This is a genomic window from Streptomyces sp. BK208, from assembly GCF_004364245.1.
In the GTDB taxonomy this organism is placed as follows: domain Bacteria; phylum Actinomycetota; class Actinomycetes; order Streptomycetales; family Streptomycetaceae; genus Streptomyces.
In genome coordinates this window covers 430,291-454,444 of sequence record NZ_SOAV01000005.1, presented here as the reverse complement: position 1 = coordinate 454,444, position 24,154 = coordinate 430,291, and the positions used below count along the sequence as shown (strand labels likewise).

Sequence of the window (24,154 nt, the reverse complement as noted above, 5' to 3'; positions counted from 1 at the left end):
CGCGGATTCGGTGTCTGCTGGAGATCTTTGACCGGATCACGGCGGGCTCCTCCGCGCCGGCTTTGGCAAGCCATCCACGGGTGAGCCACCCAAAAGAGGTGTCATTCTCCGTATCAAACGCGCATCCGCTCGATGACACACCGCATCGGCGCCTAGGATTCCCTCTATCACCTCACCCGGTCTCTTTCGACAGGAACCCCATGAGCGACACTTCCCCCTACGGCTTCGAGCTTGTGCGGCGTGGGTACGACCGCGCTCAGGTGGACGAACGCATCTCCAAGCTCGTCTCCGACCGTGACAGCGCTCTCACCCGCATCACCGCTCTGGAAAAGCGCATCGAGGAGCTCCACCTCGAGACTCAGAACGCCCAGGCCCAGGTCAACGACGCCGAGCCGTCGTACGCCGGTCTCGGTGCCCGGGTCGAGAAGATCCTGCGGCTCGCCGAGGAAGAGGCGAAGGACCTGCGCGAGGAGGCCCGGCGCGCGGCCGAGCAGCACCGCGAGCTGGCCGAGTCGGCCGCCCAGCAGGTGCGCAACGACGCGGAGTCGTACGCCGCCGAGCGCAAGGCCAAGGCCGAGGACGAGGGCGTCCGGATCGTCGAGAAGGCCAAGGGCGACGCCTCCCAGCTGCGCTCCGAGGCGCAGAAGGACGCGCAGTCCAAGCGGGACGAGGCCGACGCCCTCTTCGAGGAGACCCGCGCGAAGGCCGCGCAGGCCGCCGCCGACTTCGAGACGAACCTCGCCAAGCGCCGCGAGCAGTCCGAGCGCGACCTGGCCTCCCGTCAGGCCAAGGCCGAGAAGCGGCTCGCGGAGATCGAGCACCGCGCGGAGCAGCTGCGCCTGGAGGCGGAGAAGCTGCGCACGGACGCCGAGCGCCGGGCCCGTCAGACCGTGGAGACGGCGCAGCGCCAGTCCGAGGACATCGTGGCCGACGCCAACGCCAAGGCCGACCGGATCCGTTCGGAGTCGGAGCGCGAGCTGGCCGCCCTCACCAACCGCCGCGACTCCATCAACGCGCAGCTGACCAACGTGCGCGAGATGCTGGCGTCCCTCACGGGCGCCGCGGTGGCCGCCGCTCCGTCGGTCGAGGACGAGTCGGTCTCCCGCGGGGTGCCGGCCCAGCAGTCCCGCTGACGCGGTCCGGCCGGCACGTCGCGGCCGGCGCGGGGGCGTACGCCTGCTGAATATGTACGAACAACGACGAGGCCTTCTGTCACTGGGGTGGCAGCGGGCCTCGTCCCGTTCTAGCGTGGGCGCCATGATCGAGCTCGAGGGGCTGACCAAGCGGTACGGCGAGAAGGTGGCGGTCAACAATCTCTCCTTCACCGTCAGACCCGGCATCATCACGGGCTTCCTCGGCCCCAACGGTGCGGGCAAGTCGACCACCATGCGGATGGTGTTGGGCCTGGACCGGCCCACGGCCGGGGACGTGCGGATCGACGGCAAGCACTACGAGCAGCTCAAGGACCCGCTGACGTACATCGGCGCGCTGCTCGAGGCCAAGGCGTGGCACGGCGGGCGCAGCGCCTACAACCACCTGCTGTGCCTCGCGCAGAGCAACGGCATACCGGCCGGGCGGGTGCGCGAGGTCCTGGACACCGTCGGGCTCTCGGCGGTCGCCCGGAAGAAGACCAAGGGTTTCTCCCTCGGCATGGGGCAGCGGCTCGGCATCGCCGCCGCACTCCTCGGCGACCCGCGGATCCTGATGTTCGACGAGCCGGTCAACGGGCTCGACCCCGAGGGCATCCACTGGATCCGGAACCTGATGAAGACCCTGGCCTCGCAGGGCCGTACGGTCTTCGTCTCCTCCCACCTGATGAGCGAGATGGCGCTGACCGCCGACCACCTGGTGGTCATCGGCCAGGGCCGGCTGCTCGCGGACACCTCGATGGCCGAGTTCATCGCGGAGAACTCCCGCAGTTACGTCCGGATCCGCACCCCGCAGCGCGAGCAGCTGCTCGACGCGCTGCACGACGCCGGCGTCCCGGTCACCGAGGCGGCCGAGGGGGTGCTGGAGGTGGACGGTGACAAGTCGGAGGCCGTCGGGGAGCTGGCGGCGCGGCAGCAGATCGTGCTGCACGAGCTGAGCCCGCAGCGCGCCTCGCTGGAGGAGGCGTTCATGCAACTGACCGCGGAGTCCGTGGAGTACCACGCGCACGACGGGCAGCCGCCCGGCGCGGTGCCTCAGCAGCACCAGCCACCGGGGCCGCCGCCGCGGCAGCAGTGGGGCAGCGACTGGAAGAGGGGTTGAGCATGGCGGCGACACAGGTCGTCCGGTCCGAGTGGACCAAGATCCGTTCGGTCGCGTCCACGGTGTGGACGCTGGGCCTCGCCGTGGTCGTCACGATCGCCCTCGGCATGCTGATCTCGGCTCTGTCGAAGAACGAGTTCGGCGACATGAGCCGGCGGGACCAGCTCTCCTTCGATCCGACCTTCATCAGCTTCGCCGGCACCAGCCTCGGCCAGCTGGCGATGATCGTGTTCGGGGTCCTGGTGGTGGGCAACGAGTACAGCTCCGGCATGATCCGCACCTCGCTGGCCGCGGTGCCGCGGCGCGGCACCTTCCTGTTCAGCAAGATCGCGGTGGCCACCCTCCTCGCCCTGGTCGTGGCCATGATCACCAGCTTCGCCACGTTCTTCCTGGGGCAGGCGATGCTCGGCGACCTCAAGGCGTCGATCGGCGACCCGGGCGTGCTGCGCGCGGTGTTCGGCGGCGGCCTCTACATGACCCTCATCGCCATGTTCTCGATGGGCGTCGCCGCGATGCTGCGCTCCCCGATGCTGTCGCTGGGCATCCTGATGCCGTTCTTCTTCCTGATCTCCAACATCCTGGGCAACGTCCCGGCGACGGAGAAGGTCGGCCGCTTCCTCCCCGACCAGGCCGGCAGCAAGATCATGCAGGTGGTCACGCCGATCGACGACGACGTCCCGTACGGGCCGTGGGGCGGCCTCGGCATCATGGCCCTGTGGGTGATCGCGGCGCTCGTCGGCGGATACGCGGTGCTGCGGAAGCGGGACGCGTAGGCCGGCGGACACGGCGCGCGCCGGGGCGGCCACGGGTCCCGGCGGCGTCCGTACGGCGTCGGACTTTGCCCGCGCTTGAACGGAACCGTCAGCTCCTGGATAAGCTCCTAACCCTTACGGGGGCGTATGCCCTGCTGTCCTGAACCTTCCGATGGGTGCGGAGCATGATCGAGGCTGTCGGCCTGACCAAGCGATACGGCGACAAGACCGCCGTGCACGACCTCTCCTTCCAGGTGCGGCCCGGCGCCGTCACCGGCTTCCTGGGCCCCAACGGCTCCGGCAAGTCGACGACGATGCGCATGATCCTGGGCCTGGACAACCCCACCGCGGGTCACGTGACGATCGGCGGCCACCCGTACCGCAAACTGCCGAACGCCGCCCGGCACGTCGGGGCGCTCCTGGACGCCAAGGCGGTGCACGGCGGCCGGGCCGCCCGCAACCACCTGCTGAGCCTCGCCCAGCTGTCGGGCATCCCGGCCCGCCGGGTGGACGAGGTGCTCGGCGTGGTCGGCCTCCAGGACGTGGCCAAGCGGCGTTCCAAGGGCTTCTCCCTCGGCATGGGCCAGCGGCTCGGCATCGCCGCGGCACTGCTCGGCGACCCCCAGGTGCTGCTCTTCGACGAGCCGGTCAACGGTCTCGACCCGGAGGGCATCCACTGGGTGCGCAACCTGATGAAGGCCCTCGCGGCGGAGGGGCGCACCGTCTTCGTCTCCTCGCACCTGATGAGCGAGATGGCGCTGACCGCCGACCACCTGATCGTCATCGGGCGCGGCCGGCTGCTCGCCGACATGAGCGTGACGGCGTTCATCTCGGCCAACTCCGCCGACTTCGCGCGCGTGCGGACCCCGGACACCGAGCCGCAACTGCGCGAGAAGCTGATCTCGGCGCTGACCGAGGCCGGCGGCCACGTGCTGCCCGAGCAGGACGGCGCGCTGCGCGTGACCGGCCTCCCGCTCCCTCGGATCAGCGACATCGCGCACGACACCGACGTGCGGCTGTGGGAGCTGTCGCCGCACCAGGCCTCGCTGGAGGAGGCGTACATGCGCATGACGCAGGGCGCCGTGGACTACCGGTCGACCGTCGACCAGAAGGCGGGGCTCCAGCAGCCCCTGCCGCCCGGCGCGCAGCCGCCGATGCCGGTGCCCGGGCAGGGCCAGGCCGGGTGGTACGCCCCGCCGCCGCCCCAGCAGGGCGGTCAGCCCTTCGCCGCGCCGGGCCAGGCACCGACGGGCCCGTACGGCGCCCCGGCGGCGCCCGGCGCCGTCCCGGGCGGGCAGCCGGGCAACCCGTACGCGGCGCAGCAGGCCCCGCAGGCGCCCCCGCCGCCCGCCGCGGCCCCCGCGCCTCCCGCTGCCGCCCCCGCGCCCACCGCCGCCCCGGCGCCCGCCTCCGCGCCCGTCACCGACCCGACCAAGCCCGAGGACGCCCGATGAGCACGCCCCAGCCCCCGACGCAGCACCCCGCGCCCGAGTGGCACGCGGCGCCCGGTTCGCCGTACCCCACCCCCACCTACACGTCGCCGATCCCGGTGGTGCGCACGAACCTGGTGCACGCGCTGGCCTCCGAGTGGACGAAGATCAAGTCGGTCCGTTCGACGATGTGGACGCTGGGCGTGTTCGTCCTGCTGGTCCTCGGCATCGGGATGCTGACCGGCGCGGTGGTGGCCGGCTCGGAGTCCGACCTGGCCGGTGAGAGCGCGCTGAGCCTCGGCTTCTTCGGGCTGCTGCTCGGCAGCATGTGCGTGATCACGCTCGGCGTGCTGACCACCGCTTCCGAGTACGGCACGGGCATGATCCGCACCACGATGACCGCCTGCCCCAGCCGCGGCCGGGTCCTGGCGGCCAAGGGCATCGTGTTCTTCCTGGTCGCCTTCGTGGTGACGCTGGTGTCCGCGACGCTGGTGGGGCTGGCCCACGTGACCATGCTGGAGGGCAACGGCGCCGTCGACCCCACCGGTTCGGAGTGGCTGAAGGGCACCGTCGGCGTCTCGCTCTACGTGGCGCTGCTCGGCCTGCTCTCGCTGGCCGTGGGCTCGATCATCCGGCACTCGGCGGGCGCGATCACCATCATGGTCGGCGTCCTGCTCGCCCCGCTGGTGATCGCGCTGTTCATGTTCTCGGAGTCGCTCAAGGACGTGCAGCAGGCCCTCTTCGAGTACTCGATCCCGAACCAGATGAGCATCTTCTACGCCAACTCGCTCTCCGAGTCCGGGCCCTCGGGCTGGGACCCGCTGTGGATCCTGCTGGGCGTGACCGCCGCCGCGCTCGCCGCCGCCTTCGTCCTGCTGGAGCAGCGGGACGTGTGAGGCCGCACGGCCGGGAGCCGGCGGGCGGGATCCTCAGAACCTCGGCGCGTTACGGGACCGCTGCACCCGCGTGGTGCGGCGGTCCTTCGCGTTCCAGCACGCCTTGTGCCAGTGCCGCCGGTCGTCGACGCCCGCGTGGGCCGGCCAGGCCACCACGTGCGGGACGCCGTCCGGGATGAGCTGGTCGCACCCGGGGCAGCGGTACGACTTCCCCTGCGCGCTGGCCCCCGCCACGTGCCGTACGCTCCACTCCTCGCCCTGCCAGCTCTCCGAGGACTGCCAGCCGCCGTAGCGCCCGGAGCCGTCCTCGGCGCTCGGGCCGGACGGACCGGCTCCCTTGGGTCGGTTGCGACGCGGGGACACAGGACACCTCACGGAGCTATACAGGAAGCAGTGCGGCTTCCAGCCTACGCGGCACGGACACGGGTAGGCGTACGGCGCCAAACACCGCAACTCCCCCGCGCGGAGTTGCCGTCCGGGTCCGTGTCCCGTCCCACAGCGGCCGATTCTGCAGACAATCCGCAAATCCCTCCGTCCGGCCGTGTCCTCGGCACGTGTCAGGCGGTTATGCCGTGCGGGGGAGCTCCACGTCGGGGCCGAGGAAGCAGGAAAAGGCAATGCGCGTAGGAAGTTTCGTGTTGGGTGCCCAGTTCCCGGGCCAGGGCCAAGGAGAGGCGCTGCACCGCGCGGTCCGCTCGGCCGAGGTCGCCGAGGAGGCCGGGCTCGACGCCGTCTGGCTGGCCGAACACCACTTCGTGCCGTACGGCACGTGTCCGTCGGCCGTGACTCTGGCCGCGCTGCTGCTGGGCCGCACCCGCCGCATCCGGGTCGGCACCGCGGTCAGTGTGCTGCCCACCGTGCACCCCGTGGCGCTCGGCGAGCAGGCCGCGCTGCTGCACGTCACGAGCGGCGGCCGGTTCTCGCTGGGCGTGGGCCGCGGCGGGCCGTGGGTGGACCTGGAGGTGTTCGGAGCGGGCCTGGAGGCGTACGAGAGCGGCTTTCCGGAGTCGCTGGATCTGCTGCTGCGCTGGCTGCGCGACCCGGCCGTCGGTGCCTCGGGGGACCGCTTCCGGTTCCGCGAGGTGCCCGTCGTGCCGCGGCCCTCGGAGTCCCTGGAGCAGGAGCCGGGCCCGGAGGTCGTGGTCGCCTGCACGTCGCCGTCGAGCGTACGCACGGCGGCCGAGCGGGGGCTGCCGATGCTCCTCGGGATGCACGTCGGCGACGAGGAGAAGGCGGAGATGGTCGCCCTGTGGCGCCGCCACGCGCGCGAAGCCGGCCGGACCGCCGAGGAGGTCCACGGCGCCGCGCACGTGTCTGCCGGGGTCTGCCAGATCGCGGACCGGCGCGCGGACGCGGCGGAGACCCTGCTCAAGGCGATGCCGGGGTGGCTGCGGCAGGGTCTCGGCGCCCATGTCACGGTGGACGGCCGGACCCGGCGGATGCGCGACCCGCACGAGTACACCGAACTGCTCTGCGGGCTGCACCCGGTGGGCACGCCCCGGCTGTGCGCGGACCGGCTCGCGGCGACCGGCGAGCGGACCGGCATCTCCCGCTTCGCCCTGCTCGTCGAGGGCTCGGGGGACCTGGCGGCGACCGAGGAGAACGTACGGCGGCTCGGGGCCGAGGTACTCCCCCAGCTCCGCTGAGCCGGCGGGCGGGGAGCTTGCCGCTCCGGTACAGAACTGCACCTCCCGCGTACGGAGCGGCAAGCGGATTCCCCGAAAGGCCTCAGCAGTCGCGCAGTTCGGGCGACTGGTTCAGCAACTGGCTGCGCACCGAGGTGAATGTGCCGAGCGTCTCGTCGACGGAGGAGTCCAACGGGAACACCGCCACCCGGTGGCAGTTCTGGAAGGCCAGCCGCACCCCGAAGTGCCGCTGCAGTGCACCGCGTATGGCGTCACTCGCGAGCGCACGCAGGAGCTGACCGCGCGCCTGCTCGTCCGGCGGGGGCGTCTGGTTGTCGGCGAACGCTCCGCCGTCGACCTTCAGCTGTGCCACCAGGGAGCTGACCATCTCCCATGCGTAGGGCAGGGAGGTCCGGACGCAGTCGACGAAGTCTGCTTCGTCGACCTCGCCTCGCTCGGCCTGTTCGAGTAGGGCCGGTGAGACGTCGAGCGACATGGGTTCTCCTCTCGCACCCCCGATTGGCAGGGGTTGCCGGACAGTTGAGGGAGTTCGCGATTCCGAACACGCTGCGTACACGGTTCGCGACCTCCCGTTCAATACCGTAAGCAACCGATCGTGACGGCACCAGGAGAATGCCCAGATGGACACCATCCGGTAGGCCCACAATCGGCCAGTGTGCAAGACGGGTCCAATGGGAGAAGTGGGACAGCGCACCGGGGGGTCGCGGGACGGCCGGGCACGGGCGAATCGCGTCGGACCGGGCGCGTCGAGTAGCGTTGCCGACCATGCGTCTCGTCATTGCCCGCTGTTCCGTCGACTACGCCGGACGGCTCACCGCCCACCTGCCCTCGGCCCCCCGGCTGATCCTGGTCAAGGCGGACGGCAGCGTCTCGATCCACGCCGACGACCGGGCCTACAAGCCCCTCAACTGGATGTCGCCGCCCTGCACCCTGAAGGAGGGCACGGGCGAGGAGGAGGGCGTCTGGACCGTCGTCAACAAGGCGGGCGAGAAGCTCATCATCACGATGGAGGAGATCCTCCACGACTCCTCGCACGAACTGGGCGTCGATCCCGGCCTGATCAAGGACGGCGTGGAAGCGCACCTCCAGGAGCTGCTCGCCGACCGCATCGACACCCTGGGCGAGGGCTACACCCTCATCCGCCGCGAGTACATGACCGCCATCGGCCCGGTCGACATCCTGTGCCGGGACGCCCAGGGCGGGACCGTCGCAGTCGAGATCAAGCGGCGCGGCGAGATCGACGGCGTGGAGCAGCTCACCCGCTACCTGGAGCTGCTGAACCGCGATCCGCACCTCGCCCCCGTGCGCGGTGTCTTCGCCGCCCAGGAGATCAAGCCGCAGGCCCGCGTGCTGGCCACGGACCGCGGCATCGGCTGCCAGGTGCTGGACTACAACGCCCTGCGGGGCATCGAGGACGACAAGCTGCGGCTGTTCTGAGAGGACGTCACGCAGCGGGTACGGAGCAGGGCCGGGTCCGTGGGTCGGACCCGGCCCTTCCTCGTACGTCGTCGCATACGCCGGGGTCAGATGATCTGACCGGTCTCCGTCTCTGAGCCGGTCGGTGTGCCCGTTCCGCTTCCGGTGCCGCTCTGCGCGGCGGAGGGCGTGCCGGCCGGAGAGCTCGCGGCGGTGGGGCTGACGGTGCCGTCGGCGCTGTTGGAGACGGGCGGCGTGGTGGTCGGCGAGTCGGGGTCGCTCGGGGAGGTGCCGGGGTCCGTGGGTTCCTCGCTGCCGGGGTCGGTCTCGGAGTCCGTGGGGTCCGGTGAGGTCGTCGGGCCGGTCGGCTCGTCCGAGGTGGGCGGCTCGGGGGACGAGGGCGGGTCGTGCGGCGAACCGGTGTCGTCCGGGCTCTCGTCGTCCCCGGGGTCGCCGCCGCTCGTGCTGCTCGGCCCGTTCGACGGCTCGCCCGACCGGGTCGGGGACGGGTCGTCGGAGGTGCCGGGGGTGCCGTCGGGGCCCGAGTCGGTCGGTCCTGCGGACGTCTCCCGACCCCCGCCGTCGTCGGAGGGCCGGTCGTCGTCCAGGTCGCCGTCGTCGAAGCCCTGGCTGACCGACGGATTGACGCCGACCTCGTCGGAGGGGTCACCGGCGTCGTTCTCGGAGGTCGCCCCGAGGGTCACCACGGTGCCGAGCACGGCGACGAGCAGCGCGCCCGCTCCGGCGGCCACCAGATTGCGCCGGGCGAAGCCCTTGATGCCGCCGGCGACCGTGCGGGACGGCTCCTCGTCGGACTCGCGGCGGGTGACCAGGGTCGGGGACTGCGGGGGCGGCTGGAGCGGCGGGAAGGGCGCGGGGACGCCCGCGGACGGCGACACCGACTCCTCGTCGCGCGCGTCGGGCACCTCCTCCGCCACGGCCGGGCCGAGGCCGGCGCCGGCGACGCCTATCCCGGCGGCGGCCCCGGGAACCGCGAACACGCCCGCGCCGCCACTCGGGCCGGGGGTGTCCCCGGTGCGGTCGGCGACCAGCGCGAGGGCACGGCGGCCCGCCACGGCGCCGCGCTTGTCGGAGAGCGCGCCGCGCAGCCCGATGGAGGCCTCCAGCTCGGCGCGCGCCCGGTCCAGCCGGTCCTCGCACAGGGCGAGGACACCGAGTTCGTGGTGGAAGTAGGCCTGTTCGGCGACGTCCCCGGCGAGCCGGGACGCCTCGGTGCCGGAGCGCAGCGCCCGCTGCCAGGCGCTCCAGTGCAGTCCGGCGGCGAACGCGGGCGCCGCGGTGCGGGCCAGCTGGACGGCCGGGCTCTCCCGGTCGTCGGCGGTCCGCGTCGTCGCCGGCACCAGCACGGCCAGGGCGGCCAGGACCGCGTCGGCCTCCGCGCAGACCCGCTCCGGGGTGACCGAGGGATGACCGGCCCACCAGGCGTAGTGCTGGGCGGCGGCCAGGGCCCGCTCCCGTACGTCGTCGGCGTACCCGGCGCTCTCCAGCTGGGTGAGCACACCGGCGGCCAGCCGGTAGCGGGAGCCCACCGGGGAGACCAGTCCGCAGTCGGCCAGCTCGCCGAGGGCGGCGTCCGCGTGGGTGTCGCCGACCAGCGCGGGCAGGTGCGCCTGGTGCGGCACCTCGCCGCCGAGCGCGACGGCGAACTCCAGGGTGGCGCGCGCGGCGGCGCTGAGCCGGGAGGCGAGCAGCGGTGCGGGCGCGGCGGCCTCGCCGAGGGACGGCAGGGGGACGTCGCCGGTCTCGGCGGGGTCGTAGGGGGTGTCGTCGGCCGGGCGGGCGTCGGCGAAGACGCCGAACTCGTCGACGGCGTCGGCGCCGGCCCGCTCCCGGTCCCGGCGGCGCAGCAGGGCGCCGGCCTGGACGAAGCGCAGCGGCAGGCCCTCGGACTCGAACCAGAGGTCGCCGGCCCAGTTGGCCTCGTCCTCGGTGAGGGTGCGGCCGGCGGCGCGCTCCAGCAGCTCCACGCCGTCGGAGCGGTCCAGCCCGGTGAGGAAGACCTCCTCGACGGCCGAGTCGGCGGAGGGTGCGGGCACGTCCGGGGTGGCGCCGAGGAGGAAGGCGCACTCGGGGGTGGCGTCGAGGAGTTCGTCGAGGGCGGCGCCGCCGAACTCGACGTCGTCCAGGACGACGACCGCGCCCACCTCGCGCAGGTGCCCGAGGAGTTCCGTCCGGTCCGGGCGGTGCAGGGGCGTGCGGTGGACGGCGCGGAAGAGGTCGTGGAGCAGGTCGTCGGCGGTGCGGTGGTGGCCGCTGAGCCGGACGACGCCGTCGGGCGCGAGGCCCGCGCAGTCCTCGGCGACGACGTCGAGGAGGCTGGTGCGGCCGGAGCCGGCCGGGCCGGTGAGGCGGACGGAGCGGCCGCGGGCGAGCAGCCGCACCAGGCGTTCGCGTTCGTCCTCGCGGGCCAGCAGGCCCAGGACCGTGCGGACCGGCCCCGGGGGGACGGGCGGGCGCGCGGCGCGCTCGGCCTCGGCACGCTCGGCCGCGGTGAGCTTCTCGGGCCGCGCGGGCCGCTCGGTGGGCGGGCAGACCTCGATCTCGCTGCCGTCGACCGGGTTGACGGTGAGCAGGAAGTCGCCGGACACCAGTCGCACCGTGCGGGCGAGGGCCGGCGCGTGCTGTCCGAAGTCGGAGGTGAGGGGATCCCTGGGCGGGCGCGGGCGCGACGGCTGGTGGTCGCCGTCCTGGCCGTACTCCTCAGGGCCCCGGTCGTTCGGGTCCATAGGTTCCTAGCCCCCCAAAAGCGTCGTGTGCAGGGCCCCGGTCGGGACCACCCTCCCGGCCTTGCCGCACACCGCGCTGTCGCTTCTGGTCCGGGCCCGCCGGTGGGTCGCAAGTGAGCGGGCAGCCAGACCCTAAACCTTCGCCCAGTATCTCCGACAGCCCGGGGTGCCGGACCGCCCGAGAGGTCACGGTCTCGTGAGGATTGCGTGTGTCGGACGTGTGGCCGCGCTCTTCACACCCGGGGCAGGGTCTCCACGCCGATGCCGCCCTCGATGGCCAGGATCCGGTGCAGCCGGGTGGCCACCAGCAGACGCTGCATCTGCGGCGGCACGCCGCGCAGCACCAGGCGCCGGCCGCAGCGGCCGGCCCGCCGGTGGGCTCCCATGATCACGCCGAGTCCGGTCGCGTCCCAGGAGTCCAGCTCGGACAGGTCCAGCACCAGGTCGCCGACTCCGTCGTCGACGGCCGAGTGCAGGACCGTACGGGCGTCCGCCGCGCTGCGGACGTCGAGGCGGCCCCCGACGACCAGCTCGACGTGGTCGCCCCTGATGTGCATATGCGCTCCCCGGCGTGCGTCTTCTCTTCGTCGTCTCTGCGTGGTGATCTCTGGGCGGCAACAGGTGTTGCACCCTCTGACTGGCCGGAACGACCGGAGGTTGCCGCCTGTAAGCGAACCGATACCGAATTCACCCCGGCGTGTGATGTCTGCCGGGACGGGTGCGAGCTCAGTGCTTGTAGAAGCCCTGCCCGCTCTTGCGGCCGATGTCACCGGCGTCCACCATCCGGCGCATCAGCTCCGGCGGGGCGAACTTCTCGTCCTGGGACTCGGTGTAGATGTTGCCCGTGGCGTGCAGCAGGATGTCGACGCCCGTCAGGTCGGCGGTGGCCAGCGGTCCCATGGCGTGGCCGAAGCCGAGCTTGCAGGCGAGGTCGATGTCCTCGGCGGTGGCGACGCCCGACTCGTACAGCTTCGCCGCCTCGACGACGAGGGCGGAGATGAGACGGGTCGTCACGAACCCGGCGACGTCGCGGTTGACGACGATGCAGGTCTTGCCGGTGGACTCGGCGAACTCCCGCGCGGTGGCGAGCGTTTCGTCACTGGTCTTGTAGCCGCGCACCAGCTCGCACAGCTGCATCATGGGGACCGGCGAGAAGAAGTGGGTGCCGACGACCCGCTCGGGGCGCTCCGTGACTGCCGCGATCTTGGTGATCGGGATCGCGGAGGTGTTGGACGCGAGGATCGCCCCGTCCTTCACCAGCTTGTCCAGGGTACGGAAGATCTCGTGCTTGACTTCCAGTTTCTCGAAGACGGCCTCGACGACGACGTCCGCGTCGGCGGCGGCGTCCAGGTCGGTGGTCGCGGTGATGCGCCCGAGGGCGGCCTCGGCGTCGTCGGCGGTGAGCTTCCCCTTGGCGACGAACTTGTCGTAGGAGGCCCTGATGCCGTCGGTGCCGCGCCGCAGCGCCTCGTCGGTGACGTCCCGCAGGACGACGTCCCAGCCCGCCTGAGCGGAGACCTGGGCGATGCCGGATCCCATGAGACCGGCTCCGATGACGGCGAGCTTCCGTGCCACTGTGCGACTCCCCTGATACGCGCTGATTCTCGTCTCTCGGCCGGAGATTAGCGGGCGTGAGGCGCTGTGTGACCGGTTAGTAACGCGCGTCACGTCTCAAATGACGGACGTCACACCGAGGGGTGTCGTCCGGGTGTCACTCGGCGCCCCGTACGGCGTAGTTGAGCACCTTCTCGCTCAGCAGGTCCTCCATCTCGTCCAGCAGCACGAGGACGTCGCGGGACACTTCGGCGGGTTTTCCGCCGGTCATCATGCGACGGCCGATGCTGGCCATCACCGTGCTGTGCAGCCAGCCGATCTGACCCGCCATCAGCGAGGGGACGGGCTCGTCGTCCGGGGCGCCGGTCTCCTCGCGCAGGGTGCGCTCGAGGTTGTCCTGCACCTCCTGGCCGATCGCCCAGAGCCGGGAACGCAGCGCGGGCGAGGAGTGGATGACTCCCATGAAACGCGCGTATCCGTCCATGAGGCCGATCCGGGGCGAAACCGACTCGACCTCCTCGCGCAGCTCCCGGAGCACGGCCCGAGCGGCCGACTCCCCGTCGCCCCGGCCGCGCACCCAGCGCGACAGCCGGTCGACCACGCCCCTGGAGCGGTCGAGGAACAGGTCCTCCTTGGCCGGGAAGTAGTTGTAGACGGTGTTGACGGAGACGTTCGCGGCGTCCGCGACCTCCGCCACCGTCACGGCCTCGAAGCCGCGCTCCAGGAACAGCCCCGTGGCGACATCCGAGATGTACTGCCGGGTCTGCCGCTTCTTCCGTTCCCTGAGTCCCTCGGCCATGCCCGCATCCTAGCCGCGCCGGCCCCGACGGCTGGAGCCGCTGAAAACTTGGAGGCATTGCAAAATTTCAGTGTCTCTGTTTTTCTGGGCGGCATGGCAATCATCAGTACGGCCGGGCTGGCCCGCACCTTCACGACGAAACGCGGCCCGGTCGAAGCGGTGCGCGGCATCGACCTCACCGTCCGCGAGGGCGAGATCCTGGGCCTTCTGGGCCCCAACGGCGCGGGCAAGACCACCACCCTGCGAATGCTCACGACGCTGCTCGCCCCCACCGGCGGCGCGGCCACCGTCGCCGGGCACGACCTGGCGACCGACCCGGCCGGAGTGCGCGCGGCCTGCGGTTACGTGGCCCAGTCGGGCGGGGTGGACGCGCAGATCACGGTGCGGGAGGAGCTGGTCACCCAGGGACGCCTGTACCGCCTGCCCCGGGCGCGGGCCGGTGAGCGCGCCCGGGAACTGGCCCGCGACCTGGACCTCACCGAGCTGCTCGACCGCAAGTGCGGCACGCTCTCCGGCGGGCAGCGGCGCCGGCTGGACATCGCGATGGCGCTCACGCACCGCCCGAAGGTGCTCTTCCTGGACGAGCCGACGACCGGTCTGGACCCGGGCAGCCGCGCCGGCCTGTGGGACCTGGTCCGCCGGCTGCGCGACGAGCACGGCACCACGGTCTTCCTGACCACCCACTACCTCGACGAGGCCGACGCCCTCTCCGACCGCCTGGTGGTCGTGGACGGCGGGGTGGTGGCCGCCGAGGGCACGCCCGCCGCCCTGAAGCAGGAGTACGGCGGTTCGCCGGACGCCTCCCTCCAGGACACGTTCCTGGCCGTCACCGGCCGCGGCACCACCCCGGCCGACGCCGCCCCCATGACCGTATGAGACACCGAGGACCCGAGGACCCGATGCTGCTCCACGACACCGGCCTGATCTACGGCCGCTACCTGCGCCAGTCCCTGCGTTCCCGCTTCGCGCTGCTGTTCGGCGTGCTGATGCCCCTGCTGTACCTGCTCTTCTTCGGCCCGCTGCTGACCGGCCTGCCGCTCGGCGGGCGGGGCAGCTCCTGGCAGGTCCTCGTCCCCGGCCTGCTGCTCCAACTCGGCCTCTTCGGCGCCTCCTTCGCGGGCTTCTCGATCATCATCGAGAACGGTCAGGGGGTGGTGGAGCGGATGCGGGTCACACCCGTCAGCCGGCTCGCGCTGCTGCTCGGGCGGGTGCTGCGGGACGCCACCGTCTTCGCCTTCCAGGCGGTGCTGCTGGTCCTCGCGGCCCTGCTGATGGGCCTGCGCGCGCCGCTGCCCGGCGTGCTGATCGGCTTCGTGTTCGTCGCCCTGCTGACGGTGTCGCTGGCGTCGCTGTCGTACACCCTGGCGATGAAGGTCCGCACCCCGCAGGAGTTCGGGCCCGCGATCAACGCCCTCACCATGCCGTCGATGCTGCTGTCCGGCCTGATGCTCCCGATGACGCTCGGCCCGGCGTGGCTGGACGTGCTCTCGCACCTGATGCCGTTCCGCTATCTGGTGGACGCGGTGCGGGACGCGTACGTCGGCTCCTACGCGACCGCGCACATGCTGTACGGCACCCTGGTGGCCCTCGGCCTCACCGCGCTGGCCGTGACGGTGGGCACACGCGTGTTCCGTACCGCCGGGGCCTGACTACGCTGGCCGGATGGTCAACCTGACGCGCATCTACACCCGGACCGGCGACCAGGGCACCACCGCCCTCGGCGACATGAGCCGGGTCCCCAAGACCGACCTCAGGATCTCCGCGTACGCCGACGCGAACGAGGCGAACGCGGTGATCGGTGCCGCCCTCGCCCTCGGCGGCCTGTCCGAGGACGTGGTCAAGGTCCTCGTCCGCGTCCAGAACGACCTGTTCGACGTGGGCGCGGACCTGTCCACGCCGGTGGTGGAGAACCCGGAGTACCCGCCGCTGCGGGTCGAGCAGTTCTACGTCGACAAGCTGGAGGCGGACTGCGACCGCTACCTGGCCGAGGTGGAGAAGCTCCGCTCCTTCATCCTCCCCGGCGGCACCCCCGGCGCGGCCCTGCTGCACCAGGCGTGCACGGTGGTCCGCCGCGCGGAACGCTCCACCTGGGCGGCGCTGGAGGTGCACGGCGAGTCGATGAACCCGCTCACCGCGACCTACCTGAACCGCCTCTCCGACCTCCTGTTCATCCTGGCCCGGGTGGCCAACAAGGAGGTCGGCGACGTCCTGTGGGTGCCGGGCGGGGAGCGCTAGACGCTCCGCGGGTGTGCCGGGGACGACAGCCGTCGCGCGTCCGCGGCTCCGCCGTGAGTGGTCGCGCCCACGCGGCGGAGCCGCGGGTCGACTCGGCCCCGCGCCCCTTCGGGCGCTTCCCGGCCCCGCGTGTCAGACCTGGCGACGGACGGCGCCGTACCCGCCCCACGCGGCCTGCGCCGCCCCGACGCACACCATCACGGCGCCCACCTTGGTCAGGCTGACCACCGGGAGCTCCACGTCGCCGGTGAACAGCCACAGGGCGAGACCGGCGAGCAGGGTGACGACGCCTTCGAGGAGGTTCCTGTGCGCCCGGTTCACCGGTGCACCTCCCGCTCGCGCCGGCCGGCCACGGGCTGCGGCCCACCCGCCGGGGCCCTCTTCGGCCAGAGCGGGTACGTGAGGGCGATCAGGCCGTGGATGCCGGTGACGCGCAGGGCCGTCCACTGGAAGGACCGCAGTGACGAGACGTCGCCGTCGCCGCCGACGTACCAGACGGCACCCTGGAGCAGGGCGCAGGCCACGGCGGCGCCCAGCAGCGTGCGCAGCCACAGCGCGCCCTCGTGCCGCGCCCGGGGCATGCCGTGGCGCGGGGGTCTGACCGGGGGCGGGCCGCCGGCCAGGCGGTGGGCGGCGTGGCCGTCGAGCCAACGGATCGTGCGGTGGCCGTAGGCGACGGTGCAGCCGATGTACAGCGCGGCCAGGCCGTGCTCCCAGCCGGGCTCGGCGCCGTTCTTCAGGTCGTACGCCGTGACGGCGAACAGCACCAGTTCCAGGACGGGCTCGCACAGCAGCAGGAAGACACCGGTGCGCCGCCAGTTCAGCAGGTAGCGGGCGCCCAGGCCGAGGGCGAGCAGGACCCAGAAGCCGACCTCGCAGGCGATGATCAACGCGACGACCACGACGCACTCCCTTCGTTCACCGTTCCAGGCTCCTCCGGGAATCCGCCGGGCTCGTCGTCGCCGGTGACGAACCTCCGGTACATCGAAAGATGCAGTGCGGAACCCTTCCCGGGTGTCAGGCGGGCGGCGCGGGGGCCGTGTTGGATGGGGGCATGGCCCCACGACTCCCCCGCCCGCGCCGCTTCGACGCGTACGCCGCGTCGGCCGGGCTGCTCGGCGGGCTGCTGCTGTGGGGCATCGGTCTGGGGGTGCGGCCGGCCGACGAGCCGGTCGTCCTGTTCGACGGCCGCTGGCCGCTGCTGGTGCCGCTCGTCGTCATGGCGGGCTGCGAGCTGCTGCGCCGGGCCGCGCCCCGCACCGGCCTGCTGGTCGGCACCGCCGCCCTGATCGCGGACACCCTCACCCGGGGCAGCCTGGTCACGGTGATCATGTACACCGACCTGATGTACGCCGCCGTGCTGTACGGCCCGCCCGCCTCGGCCCGCCGCATCCCGTGGATCACCGGGCTGCTCACCGTGGCCGGCACCGTCGTGCCGTTCGCGCTGTGGCGGGTGCCCGAGGCGCTGCTGATCGGTGTCGCCGTCGGCATCGTGTCGTTCGCTCCCGCCTCCACGGGCCTCATCGTCCGCAATCACCGCGAGGCCGCCGACGCCGCGCTGCTGCGGGCCGAGCAGACCGCGCTGCTCGCCGAGATGGACCGGTCCCAGGCGGTGACGGCGGAGCGCTCCCGGATGGCCCGCGAGCTGCACGACCTGGTCGCGGGCCACCTCTCCGCGATCGCCGTCCACTCCACGGCCGCCCTCTCCCTGGACGACGCGGCGACCACCCGGCAGGCGCTCGGCGTGATCCGCGAGAACAGCGTGGCCGGCCTGGCCGAGATGCGCCGTCTCATCGGCATTCTGCGGGACGAGGGCGGGGACACCGAACCGGCCGCAGCACCCACCCTCGACGGGGTCGGCGCGCTGGTCGACGGCGCCCGCGCCAACGGGCTCGACGTCACCCTCGACGCCGCCCTCGACGCCGGACCCGGCTCGGCACCCCGCGCCGGACCCGGCGAGAGCCTGCCCGCACCGGTCGAACTGGCCGCGTACCGCATCGTGCAGGAGTCGCTCACCAACGCGCTCAAACACGCCTCGAAGGGGACGGTCCGGGTGCGGCTCGCCCGGTACGAGGGCGCCCTGCGGGTCGAGGTGACCAGCCCGTACGGCGACCGGGACACCCCGCGCGTCCCCGGCTCGGGTGCCGGTCTGGTCGGGATGCGGGAGCGGGCCGCACTGCTGCACGGCACCTTCGAGGCGGGCCCGGCGCCGGGCCCCGGTCCTGCGGGCGGCACGATCTGGGCCGTACGCGCCACCCTGCCCCTCACCGAAGGAGACCTCGCATGATCCGCGTCCTCGTCGCCGAGGACCAGTCCGCCGTCCGCGCGGGACTGGTGCTGATCCTGAACAGCGCACCGGACGTCGAGGTGGTGGGCGAGGCCGCCGACGGCGAGCAGGCGGTGGCGCTCGCCCGCGAACTCCGTCCCGACCTGGTGCTGATGGACGTGCAGATGCCCCGCCTGGACGGCGTCGCGGCGACCCGGATCGTGGTCGGGGAGCGGCTCGCCGACGTGCTGGTGCTGACCACCTTCGACCTGGACGAGTACGTCTTCGGGGCGCTGCGGGCGGGGGCCGCCGGGTTCCTGCTGAAGAACACCGACGCCAAGGACCTGCTCACGGCCGTGCGCACGGTGGCGGGCGGCGCGGGCATCGTGGCCCCGGCCGTCACCCGGCGGCTGATCGCCGAGTTCGCCGCCAAGCCGGTACGGGAGCCGGGCGCCGATCCGGCGGTGCTGCGGGAGCTGACCCGGCGGGAGCGCGAGGTGCTGTCCTGTCTGGGCCAGGGACTCTCCAACGCCGCGGTCGCCGAGCAACTGGACATGGCGGAGGCCACGGTGAAGACGCACGTGAGCCGGCTGCTGGGGAAGCTGGGGCTGCGCAGCCGGGTGCAGGCGGCGGTGCTGGCGCAGGAGTTGGGGATCTAGTTTCCCCTCTCGGTCACCGGCTCAACCACACTGCGGCACATTGGTCCAGACCTATTGACCTATGGTCCAGACCTTTCTATTCTCGCGGCACTGCGGGCATGAGGCTCAGTCATGCCCACAACAACAACGTCATATAAGGAGGCGCACATGCGCTTCAGACACAAAGCCGCGGCACTCGCAGCGACCCTGGCGCTTCCCCTGGCCGGCCTGGTCGGCCTCGCGAGCCCGGCGCAGGCGGCCACCAGCGCGACGGCCACGTTCGCCAAGACCTCGGACTGGGGCACGGGCTTCGGCGGCAGCTGGACGGTGAAGAACACCGGCACCACCCCCCTCAGCTCCTGGACCGTCGAGTGGGACTTCCCCTCCGGCACCAAGGTCACCTCCGCCTGGGACGCCACCGTCACCAACTCCGCCGACCACTGGACCGCCAAGAACGTCGGCTGGAACGGGACGCTCGCCCCCGGCGCCTCGGTCTCCTTCGGCTTCAACGGCAGCGGCCCCGGCTCCCCGTCCAACTGCAAGCTCAACGGCGGCAGCTGCGACGGCACCTCGGTGCCCGGCGACGCGGCCCCCTCCGCGCCCGGTACACCCACCGCCTCGAACGTCACCGACACCTCGGTGAAGCTGTCCTGGGCGGCGGCCACCGACGACAAGGGCGTCAAGAACTACGACGTGCTGCGGGACGGCGCGAAGGTCGCCACCGTCACCGGCACCACCTACACGGACACCGGCCTCACCAAGGGCACCGCGTACTCGTACAGCGTCAAGGCCCGTGACACCGCCGACCAGACCGGTCCGGCCAGCGGCTCCGTGAAGGTCACCACCACCGGCGGCGGGGACGGCGGCAACCCCGGCACCGGTGACGAGGTCAAGATGGGCTACTTCACCAACTGGGGCGTCTACGGGCGCAACTACCACGTGAAGAACCTGGTCACCTCCGGCTCCGCCGCGAAGATCACGCACATCAACTACGCCTTCGGCAACGTCCAGGGCGGCAAGTGCACCATCGGCGACTCCTACGCCGACTACGACAAGGCGTACACCGCCGACCAGTCCGTCGACGGCGTCGCCGACACCTGGGACCAGCCCCTGCGCGGCAACTTCAACCAGCTGCGCAAGCTGAAGGCCAAGTACCCGAACATCAAGATCCTCTACTCCTTCGGCGGCTGGACCTGGTCCGGCGGCTTCCCCGACGCCGTGAAGAACCCGGCCGCCTTCGCCAAGTCCTGTCACGACCTGGTCGAGGACCCGCGCTGGGCGGACGTCTTCGACGGCATCGACCTGGACTGGGAGTACCCGAACGCCTGCGGTCTCAGCTGCGACGAGACCAGCGCCCCGAACGCCTTCAGCAGCATGATGAAGGCCATGCGCGCCGAGTTCGGCCAGGACTACCTGATCACCGCGGCCGTCACCGCCGACGGCTCGGACGGCGGCAAGATCGAGGCCGCCGACTACGGCGAGGCCTCGAAGTACATCAACTGGTACAACGTGATGACGTACGACTTCTTCGGCGCCTGGGCGAAGAACGGCCCGACCGCCCCGCACTCGCCGCTGACCGCGTACGACGGCATCCCGCAGCAGGGCTTCAACACCGCCGACGCGATGGCGAAGTTCAAGGCCAGGGGCGTGCCGGCCGGCAAGCTGCTGATCGGCATCGGCTTCTACGGCCGCGGCTGGACCGGTGTCACGCAGGCCGCCCCCGGCGGCACCGCGACCGGCCCGGCGACCGGCACCTACGAGGCGGGCATCGAGGACTACAAGGTCCTCAAGACCAGCTGCCCGGCCACCGGCACGATCGCCGGCACCGCGTACGCCCACTGCGGCAGCAACTGGTGGTCCTACGACACCCCGGCCACCATCAAGTCGAAGATGGACTGGGCGGAGCAGCAGGGCCTCGGCGGCGCCTTCTTCTGGGAGTTCAGCGGCGACACCACCAACGGTGAACTGGTGAGCGCCATCGACAGCGGCCTGAAGTAAGAACCGTCCCGTAGCCGCATTCACTCTCCCGGTCTTCGTCCAGGGGAGGGTGAGTGCGGCTACGCCACGTTCACCCGCTGTCCGGGCGGGGCCGCTTCCAGCCACGCGAGGAATCCGGTCAGCGCGTCGTCGCTCATCGCGAGTTCGAGCCGCGTGCCCCGGTGCAGACAGGCCAGGACCACGGCGTCGGAGAGCAGCGCCAACTCCTCCTCGCCGTCCGGCACCCGGCGGCCGGCCACCTCGATCGCCGAGCGTTCGAGCACGCGGCGCGGGCGGGGGGAGTACGAGAAGACGCGGTACCACTCGACCCGGTCGCCGTTGTAGCGGGCCACCCCGTAGGCCCAGCCCTTGCCGCCCGAGTCGCCCTCCTCGGGGGCGTCCCAGCGCAGGGAACAGTCGAAGGTGCCGCCCGAGCGCTGGATCAGCCGACGGCGCAGACCGAAGACGAAGAGCCCGATCACCACCAGGGCGACCACGATTCCGCACACAGTCAGAGCGAGGGCCATCGACACCGACCTCCTCGTCTCCTAGGTAACGGAACGGAAAAAACACCCGGATCTGCCTCAGCCGCGGCCGGGTCCGGATGACTCCGGTCCCAGCCGCGGCTGAGTGACGTCATGGCACGACGCTATCGCACAGTGCTGTGGATCAGCGTCCCGCCGCCGCGCGCAGTCGGACGTCCGCGCGGCGCTCGGCGTGGGCGTCGCCCTCCGTCTTCGCGCGCTCCAGCTCCCGCTCGGCGCGGTGGACGTCGATCTCGTCCGCCAGCTCGGCGGTCTCGGCCAGCAGCGACAGCTTGTTGTCGGCGAACGAGATGAAACCGCCGTGCACGGCGGCGACGACCGTCCCGCCGTCACTCGTACGAATGGTCACCGGGCCCGACTCCAGCACACCGAGCAGCGGCTGGTGACCGGGCATGACGCCGATGTCGCCGGACGTGGTGCGCGCGACGACCAGGGTGGCCTCGCCGGACCAGACCTCTCGGTCGGCCGCGACCAGCGCGACGTGCAGCTCAGCAGCCAAGGTGGCTCCTCGGGTCACCACCCGGCGGGAGAGCCGGGTGTTGGTTACAAGTCTAAGGGGCGTGCCGGAGGGGACGGGACGCGCCCGCCCCCTCCGGATGATGAGCCGTGCGGCTCACCGCGAGCCGAGGCTCAGGAGACGCCCAGCTCCTTGGCGTTGTTCTTCAGGTCCTCGATGCCACCGCACATGAAGAACGCCTGCTCCGGGAAGTGGTCGTACTCGCCGTCGCAGATCGCGTTGAAGGCCGCGATCGACTCGTCCAGCGGGACGTCCGACCCGTCGACGCCGGTGAACTGCTTGGCGACGTGGGTGTTCTGGGACAGGAAGCGCTCCACGCGACGGGCACGGTGGACGACGAGCTTGTCCTCCTCGCCGAGCTCGTCGATACCGAGGATCGCGATGATGTCCTGCAGGTCCTTGTACTTCTGCAGGATGTTCTTCACGCGCATCGCGGCCTGGTAGTGGTCCGCCGCGATGTACCGCGGGTCGAGGATGCGGGACGTCGAGTCCAGCGGGTCCACGGCCGGGTAGATGCCCTTCTCGGAGATCGGACGGGACAGAACCGTCGTCGCGTCGAGGTGGGCGAAGGTGGTGGCCGGGGCCGGGTCGGTCAGGTCGTCCGCGGGGACGTAGATCGCCTGCATCGAGGTGATCGAGTGACCACGGGTCGAGGTGATGCGCTCCTGGAGGAGACCCATCTCGTCGGCCAGGTTCGGCTGGTAGCCCACCGCGGAGGGCATGCGGCCGAGCAGGGTCGACACCTCGGAGCCCGCCTGGGTGAAGCGGAAGATGTTGTCGATGAAGAACAGCACGTCCTGCTTCTGGACGTCACGGAAGTACTCGGCCATGGTCAGGCCGGCCAGCGCGACGCGCAGACGGGTGCCCGGCGGCTCGTCCATCTGACCGAAGACCAGCGCGGTCTTGTCGATGACGCCGGACTCGCTCATCTCGTCGATGAGGTCGTTGCCCTCACGGGTGCGCTCACCGACACCGGCGAACACGGAGACACCGTCGTGGTTGTTGGCGACGCGGTAGATCATCTCCTGGATGAGCACCGTCTTGCCGACGCCGGCACCGCCGAACAGACCGATCTTGCCGCCCTTGACGTACGGGGTCAGCAGGTCGATGACCTTGACGCCGGTCTCGAACATCTCGGTCTTCGACTCGAGCTCGTCGAAGTTCGGCGCCTTGCGGTGGATCGGCCAGCGCTCACCGGTGTACTGCTCGTCGACGTTCAGCACCTCGCCGAGGGTGTTGAACACCTTGCCCTTGGTGAAGTCGCCGACGGGGACGGAGATGGCCGCGCCCGTGTCGGTCACCGCGGCCTGGCGGACCAGACCGTCGGTGGGCTGCATGGAGATGGTGCGGACCAGGCCGTCACCGAGGTGCTGGGCGACCTCGAGGGTCAGCGTCTTGAGCTCACCCTCCTTGGCCGGGTCGGCCACCTCGACGTGCAGCGCGTTGTAGATCTCCGGCATCGCGTCGACGGGGAACTCCACGTCGACGACCGGGCCGATGACCCGGGCGACGCGGCCCGTGGCCGTCGCGGTCTCAACAGTGGTGGTCATTAGTTGTCACTCCCCGCGTTCGCGTCGGCCAGGGCACTGGCGCCACCGACGATCTCGCTGATTTCCTGGGTGATTTCGGCCTGGCGGGCCGCGTTGGCAAGACGGGAGAGCGTGTTGATCAGCTCGCCCGCGTTGTCGGTGGCCGACTTCATCGCGCGCCGGGTGGCGGCGTGCTTGGAGGCAGCCGACTGCAGCAGCGCGTTGTAGATGCGGCTTTCGACGTAGCGCGGCAGCAGGGCGTCGAGGACGTCCTCCGCCGACGGCTCGAAGTCGTACAGCGGGAGGATCTCGTCCTTCGCCGCCGACTCCTGCGCCACCTCTTCGAGGCTCAGCGGCAGCAGTCGGGAGTCGACCGCCGTCTGCGTCATCATCGAGACGAACTCGGTGTAGACGAGGTGGAGTTCGTCCACGCCGCCCTCGGCCGTGTCCTTCTCGATGGCCTCGATCAGCGGCGCCGCGACCTTCTTGGCGTCCGCGTACGTCGGCTCGTCGGTGAAGCCCGCGAACGACTCCACGACCTTGCGCTCGCGGAAGTTGTAGTGGGCCAGACCGCGCCGGCCGACGATGTAGGTGTCGACCTGGCGGCCCTCATGCTCGAGGCGCTCGGTCAGCTGCTCCGCCGCCTTGATGGCGTTGGAGTTGAAGGCGCCGGCCAGACCGCGGTCGCTCGTGAGGAGCAGGACCGCGGCACGGGCCGGGTTGTCCGCCTCCGTGGTGAGCGGGTGCTTCGTGTTCGACCCGGTACCGACCGCCGTGACCGCGCGGGTGAGCTCCTGCGCGTACGGCGTGGAGGCCGCCACCTTGCGCTGCGCCTTGACGACGCGCGAGGCGGCGATCATCTCCATCGCCTTGGTGATCTTCTTGGTCGCGGTGACGGATCGGATGCGACGCTTGTAGACCCGGAGCTGGGCTCCCATGAGTCAGGTCCCTTCCTTA

At 71.6% G+C, this 24,154-nt stretch carries 25 protein-coding genes; 13 read left to right on the top strand and 12 right to left on the bottom strand.

Features of this window, described 5'->3' with window-relative positions:
- The first annotated feature begins 200 nt into the window (after window positions 1-200).
- From EV562_RS15725 to EV562_RS15705, 5 genes are all read left to right on the top strand, one after another.
- Complete coding sequence (locus EV562_RS15725) at window positions 201-1,133, top strand: cellulose-binding protein (protein ID WP_133887409.1); 933 nt, start codon at window positions 201-203, stop codon at window positions 1,131-1,133.
- A 124-nt stretch (window positions 1,134-1,257) separates the two neighbouring features.
- Complete coding sequence (locus EV562_RS15720) at window positions 1,258-2,250, top strand: ABC transporter ATP-binding protein (RefSeq protein WP_166661808.1); 993 nt, start codon at window positions 1,258-1,260, stop codon at window positions 2,248-2,250.
- Between the two features lie 2 nt (window positions 2,251-2,252).
- Window positions 2,253-3,023 carry an ABC transporter permease gene (locus tag EV562_RS15715; RefSeq protein ID WP_208298358.1) on the top strand — a complete coding sequence of 257 codons (771 nt, stop codon included), beginning with the start codon at window positions 2,253-2,255 and terminating at the stop codon, window positions 3,021-3,023.
- Between the two features lie 164 nt (window positions 3,024-3,187).
- Entirely contained in the window at window positions 3,188-4,456 is a 1,269-nt protein-coding gene (locus EV562_RS15710; protein WP_133887407.1) for an ABC transporter ATP-binding protein, read from the top strand.
- On the top strand, window positions 4,453-5,328 hold the full coding sequence (locus EV562_RS15705; protein ID WP_133887406.1) for an ABC transporter permease subunit: 876 nt from the start codon (window positions 4,453-4,455) through the stop codon (window positions 5,326-5,328). The genes EV562_RS15710 and EV562_RS15705 overlap by 4 nt, the downstream gene beginning before the upstream one ends.
- A gap of 33 nt (window positions 5,329-5,361) precedes the next feature.
- Here EV562_RS15705 and EV562_RS15700 read toward each other — a convergent pair whose 3' ends face one another.
- Window positions 5,362-5,691, bottom strand: a complete 330-nt coding sequence (locus EV562_RS15700) for an ATP/GTP-binding protein (RefSeq protein WP_133887405.1) — start codon at window positions 5,689-5,691, stop codon at window positions 5,362-5,364.
- 254 nt (window positions 5,692-5,945) lie between these two features.
- Between EV562_RS15700 and EV562_RS15695 the strand changes: the two genes are divergently transcribed.
- Window positions 5,946-6,974, top strand: coding sequence for an LLM class flavin-dependent oxidoreductase (locus EV562_RS15695; RefSeq protein WP_133887404.1), 1,029 nt, complete (start codon window positions 5,946-5,948; stop codon window positions 6,972-6,974).
- A gap of 82 nt (window positions 6,975-7,056) precedes the next feature.
- On the opposite strand, the gene EV562_RS15690 is transcribed toward EV562_RS15695, so the two are convergent.
- Window positions 7,057-7,449, bottom strand: a complete 393-nt coding sequence (locus EV562_RS15690) for an SCO5389 family protein (protein ID WP_133887403.1) — start codon at window positions 7,447-7,449, stop codon at window positions 7,057-7,059.
- A gap of 290 nt (window positions 7,450-7,739) precedes the next feature.
- Between EV562_RS15690 and nucS the strand changes: the two genes are divergently transcribed.
- Window positions 7,740-8,411: an endonuclease NucS gene (nucS, locus tag EV562_RS15685; RefSeq protein ID WP_059301477.1), complete on the top strand. Its 672-nt coding sequence runs from the start codon at window positions 7,740-7,742 to the stop codon at window positions 8,409-8,411.
- An 86-nt stretch (window positions 8,412-8,497) separates the two neighbouring features.
- On the opposite strand, the gene EV562_RS15680 is transcribed toward nucS, so the two are convergent.
- From EV562_RS15680 to EV562_RS15665, 4 genes are all read right to left on the bottom strand, one after another.
- Window positions 8,498-11,137 (bottom strand): ATP-binding protein, encoded by a 2,640-nt coding sequence (locus EV562_RS15680; protein WP_133887402.1) that lies wholly within the window; start codon window positions 11,135-11,137, stop codon window positions 8,498-8,500.
- Between the two features lie 233 nt (window positions 11,138-11,370).
- Entirely contained in the window at window positions 11,371-11,694 is a 324-nt protein-coding gene (locus tag EV562_RS15675; protein ID WP_003973611.1) for an STAS domain-containing protein, read from the bottom strand.
- Between the two features lie 169 nt (window positions 11,695-11,863).
- Window positions 11,864-12,712: a 3-hydroxyacyl-CoA dehydrogenase family protein gene (locus tag EV562_RS15670; protein ID WP_052840654.1), complete on the bottom strand. Its 849-nt coding sequence runs from the start codon at window positions 12,710-12,712 to the stop codon at window positions 11,864-11,866.
- A 136-nt stretch (window positions 12,713-12,848) separates the two neighbouring features.
- The gene (locus EV562_RS15665) at window positions 12,849-13,490 is read right to left on the bottom strand and encodes a TetR/AcrR family transcriptional regulator (RefSeq protein WP_133887401.1); all 642 of its coding nucleotides are present in this window, start codon (window positions 13,488-13,490) and stop codon (window positions 12,849-12,851) included.
- Between the two features lie 93 nt (window positions 13,491-13,583).
- On the opposite strand from EV562_RS15665, the gene EV562_RS15660 reads away from it, so the two are divergent.
- Genes EV562_RS15660 through EV562_RS15650 form a run of 3 tightly spaced genes read left to right on the top strand, consistent with a single transcriptional unit; the run spans window position 13,584 to window position 15,725 of the window.
- Entirely contained in the window at window positions 13,584-14,366 is a 783-nt protein-coding gene (locus EV562_RS15660; RefSeq protein ID WP_133887400.1) for an ATP-binding cassette domain-containing protein, read from the top strand.
- Between the two features lie 23 nt (window positions 14,367-14,389).
- Window positions 14,390-15,139, top strand: coding sequence for an ABC transporter permease (locus tag EV562_RS15655; RefSeq protein ID WP_133887480.1), 750 nt, complete (start codon window positions 14,390-14,392; stop codon window positions 15,137-15,139).
- A gap of 13 nt (window positions 15,140-15,152) precedes the next feature.
- A complete protein-coding gene (locus EV562_RS15650) occupies window positions 15,153-15,725 on the top strand; it encodes a cob(I)yrinic acid a,c-diamide adenosyltransferase (protein ID WP_133887399.1) in 573 nt (190 codons plus the stop codon).
- A 132-nt stretch (window positions 15,726-15,857) separates the two neighbouring features.
- Here EV562_RS15650 and EV562_RS15645 read toward each other — a convergent pair whose 3' ends face one another.
- Both EV562_RS15645 and EV562_RS15640 read right to left on the bottom strand, forming a co-directional pair.
- On the bottom strand, window positions 15,858-16,046 hold the full coding sequence (locus EV562_RS15645; protein ID WP_133887398.1) for a DUF5708 family protein: 189 nt from the start codon (window positions 16,044-16,046) through the stop codon (window positions 15,858-15,860).
- Entirely contained in the window at window positions 16,043-16,627 is a 585-nt protein-coding gene (locus tag EV562_RS15640) for a hypothetical protein (protein WP_133887397.1), read from the bottom strand. The genes EV562_RS15645 and EV562_RS15640 overlap by 4 nt, the downstream gene beginning before the upstream one ends.
- Window positions 16,628-16,779: 152 nt before the next feature.
- Between EV562_RS15640 and EV562_RS15635 the strand changes: the two genes are divergently transcribed.
- From EV562_RS15635 to EV562_RS15625, 3 genes are all read left to right on the top strand, one after another.
- Window positions 16,780-18,012, top strand: a complete 1,233-nt coding sequence (locus tag EV562_RS15635) for a histidine kinase (protein WP_133887396.1) — start codon at window positions 16,780-16,782, stop codon at window positions 18,010-18,012.
- A complete protein-coding gene (locus tag EV562_RS15630; RefSeq protein WP_133887395.1) occupies window positions 18,009-18,650 on the top strand; it encodes a response regulator transcription factor in 642 nt (213 codons plus the stop codon). Before EV562_RS15635 ends, EV562_RS15630 begins: the two co-directional genes overlap by 4 nt.
- 147 nt (window positions 18,651-18,797) lie before the next feature.
- Complete coding sequence (locus EV562_RS15625) at window positions 18,798-20,627, top strand: glycoside hydrolase family 18 chitinase (protein ID WP_133887394.1); 1,830 nt, start codon at window positions 18,798-18,800, stop codon at window positions 20,625-20,627.
- 59 nt (window positions 20,628-20,686) lie between these two features.
- Here EV562_RS15625 and EV562_RS15620 read toward each other — a convergent pair whose 3' ends face one another.
- The 4 genes from EV562_RS15620 to EV562_RS15605 all read right to left on the bottom strand — a co-directional run bounded on the left by EV562_RS15620 (window position 20,687) and on the right by EV562_RS15605 (window position 24,135).
- Window positions 20,687-21,133 carry a DUF2550 domain-containing protein gene (locus EV562_RS15620; RefSeq protein WP_133887393.1) on the bottom strand — a complete coding sequence of 149 codons (447 nt, stop codon included), beginning with the start codon at window positions 21,131-21,133 and terminating at the stop codon, window positions 20,687-20,689.
- A 142-nt stretch (window positions 21,134-21,275) separates the two neighbouring features.
- On the bottom strand, window positions 21,276-21,650 hold the full coding sequence (locus EV562_RS15615) for a F0F1 ATP synthase subunit epsilon (protein WP_007387650.1): 375 nt from the start codon (window positions 21,648-21,650) through the stop codon (window positions 21,276-21,278).
- A gap of 131 nt (window positions 21,651-21,781) precedes the next feature.
- Complete coding sequence (atpD, locus tag EV562_RS15610) at window positions 21,782-23,218, bottom strand: F0F1 ATP synthase subunit beta (protein WP_133887392.1); 1,437 nt, start codon at window positions 23,216-23,218, stop codon at window positions 21,782-21,784.
- On the bottom strand, window positions 23,218-24,135 hold the full coding sequence (locus EV562_RS15605) for a F0F1 ATP synthase subunit gamma (RefSeq protein ID WP_133887391.1): 918 nt from the start codon (window positions 24,133-24,135) through the stop codon (window positions 23,218-23,220). The genes atpD and EV562_RS15605 overlap by 1 nt, the downstream gene beginning before the upstream one ends.
- Window positions 24,136-24,154: the final 19 nt, after the last annotated feature.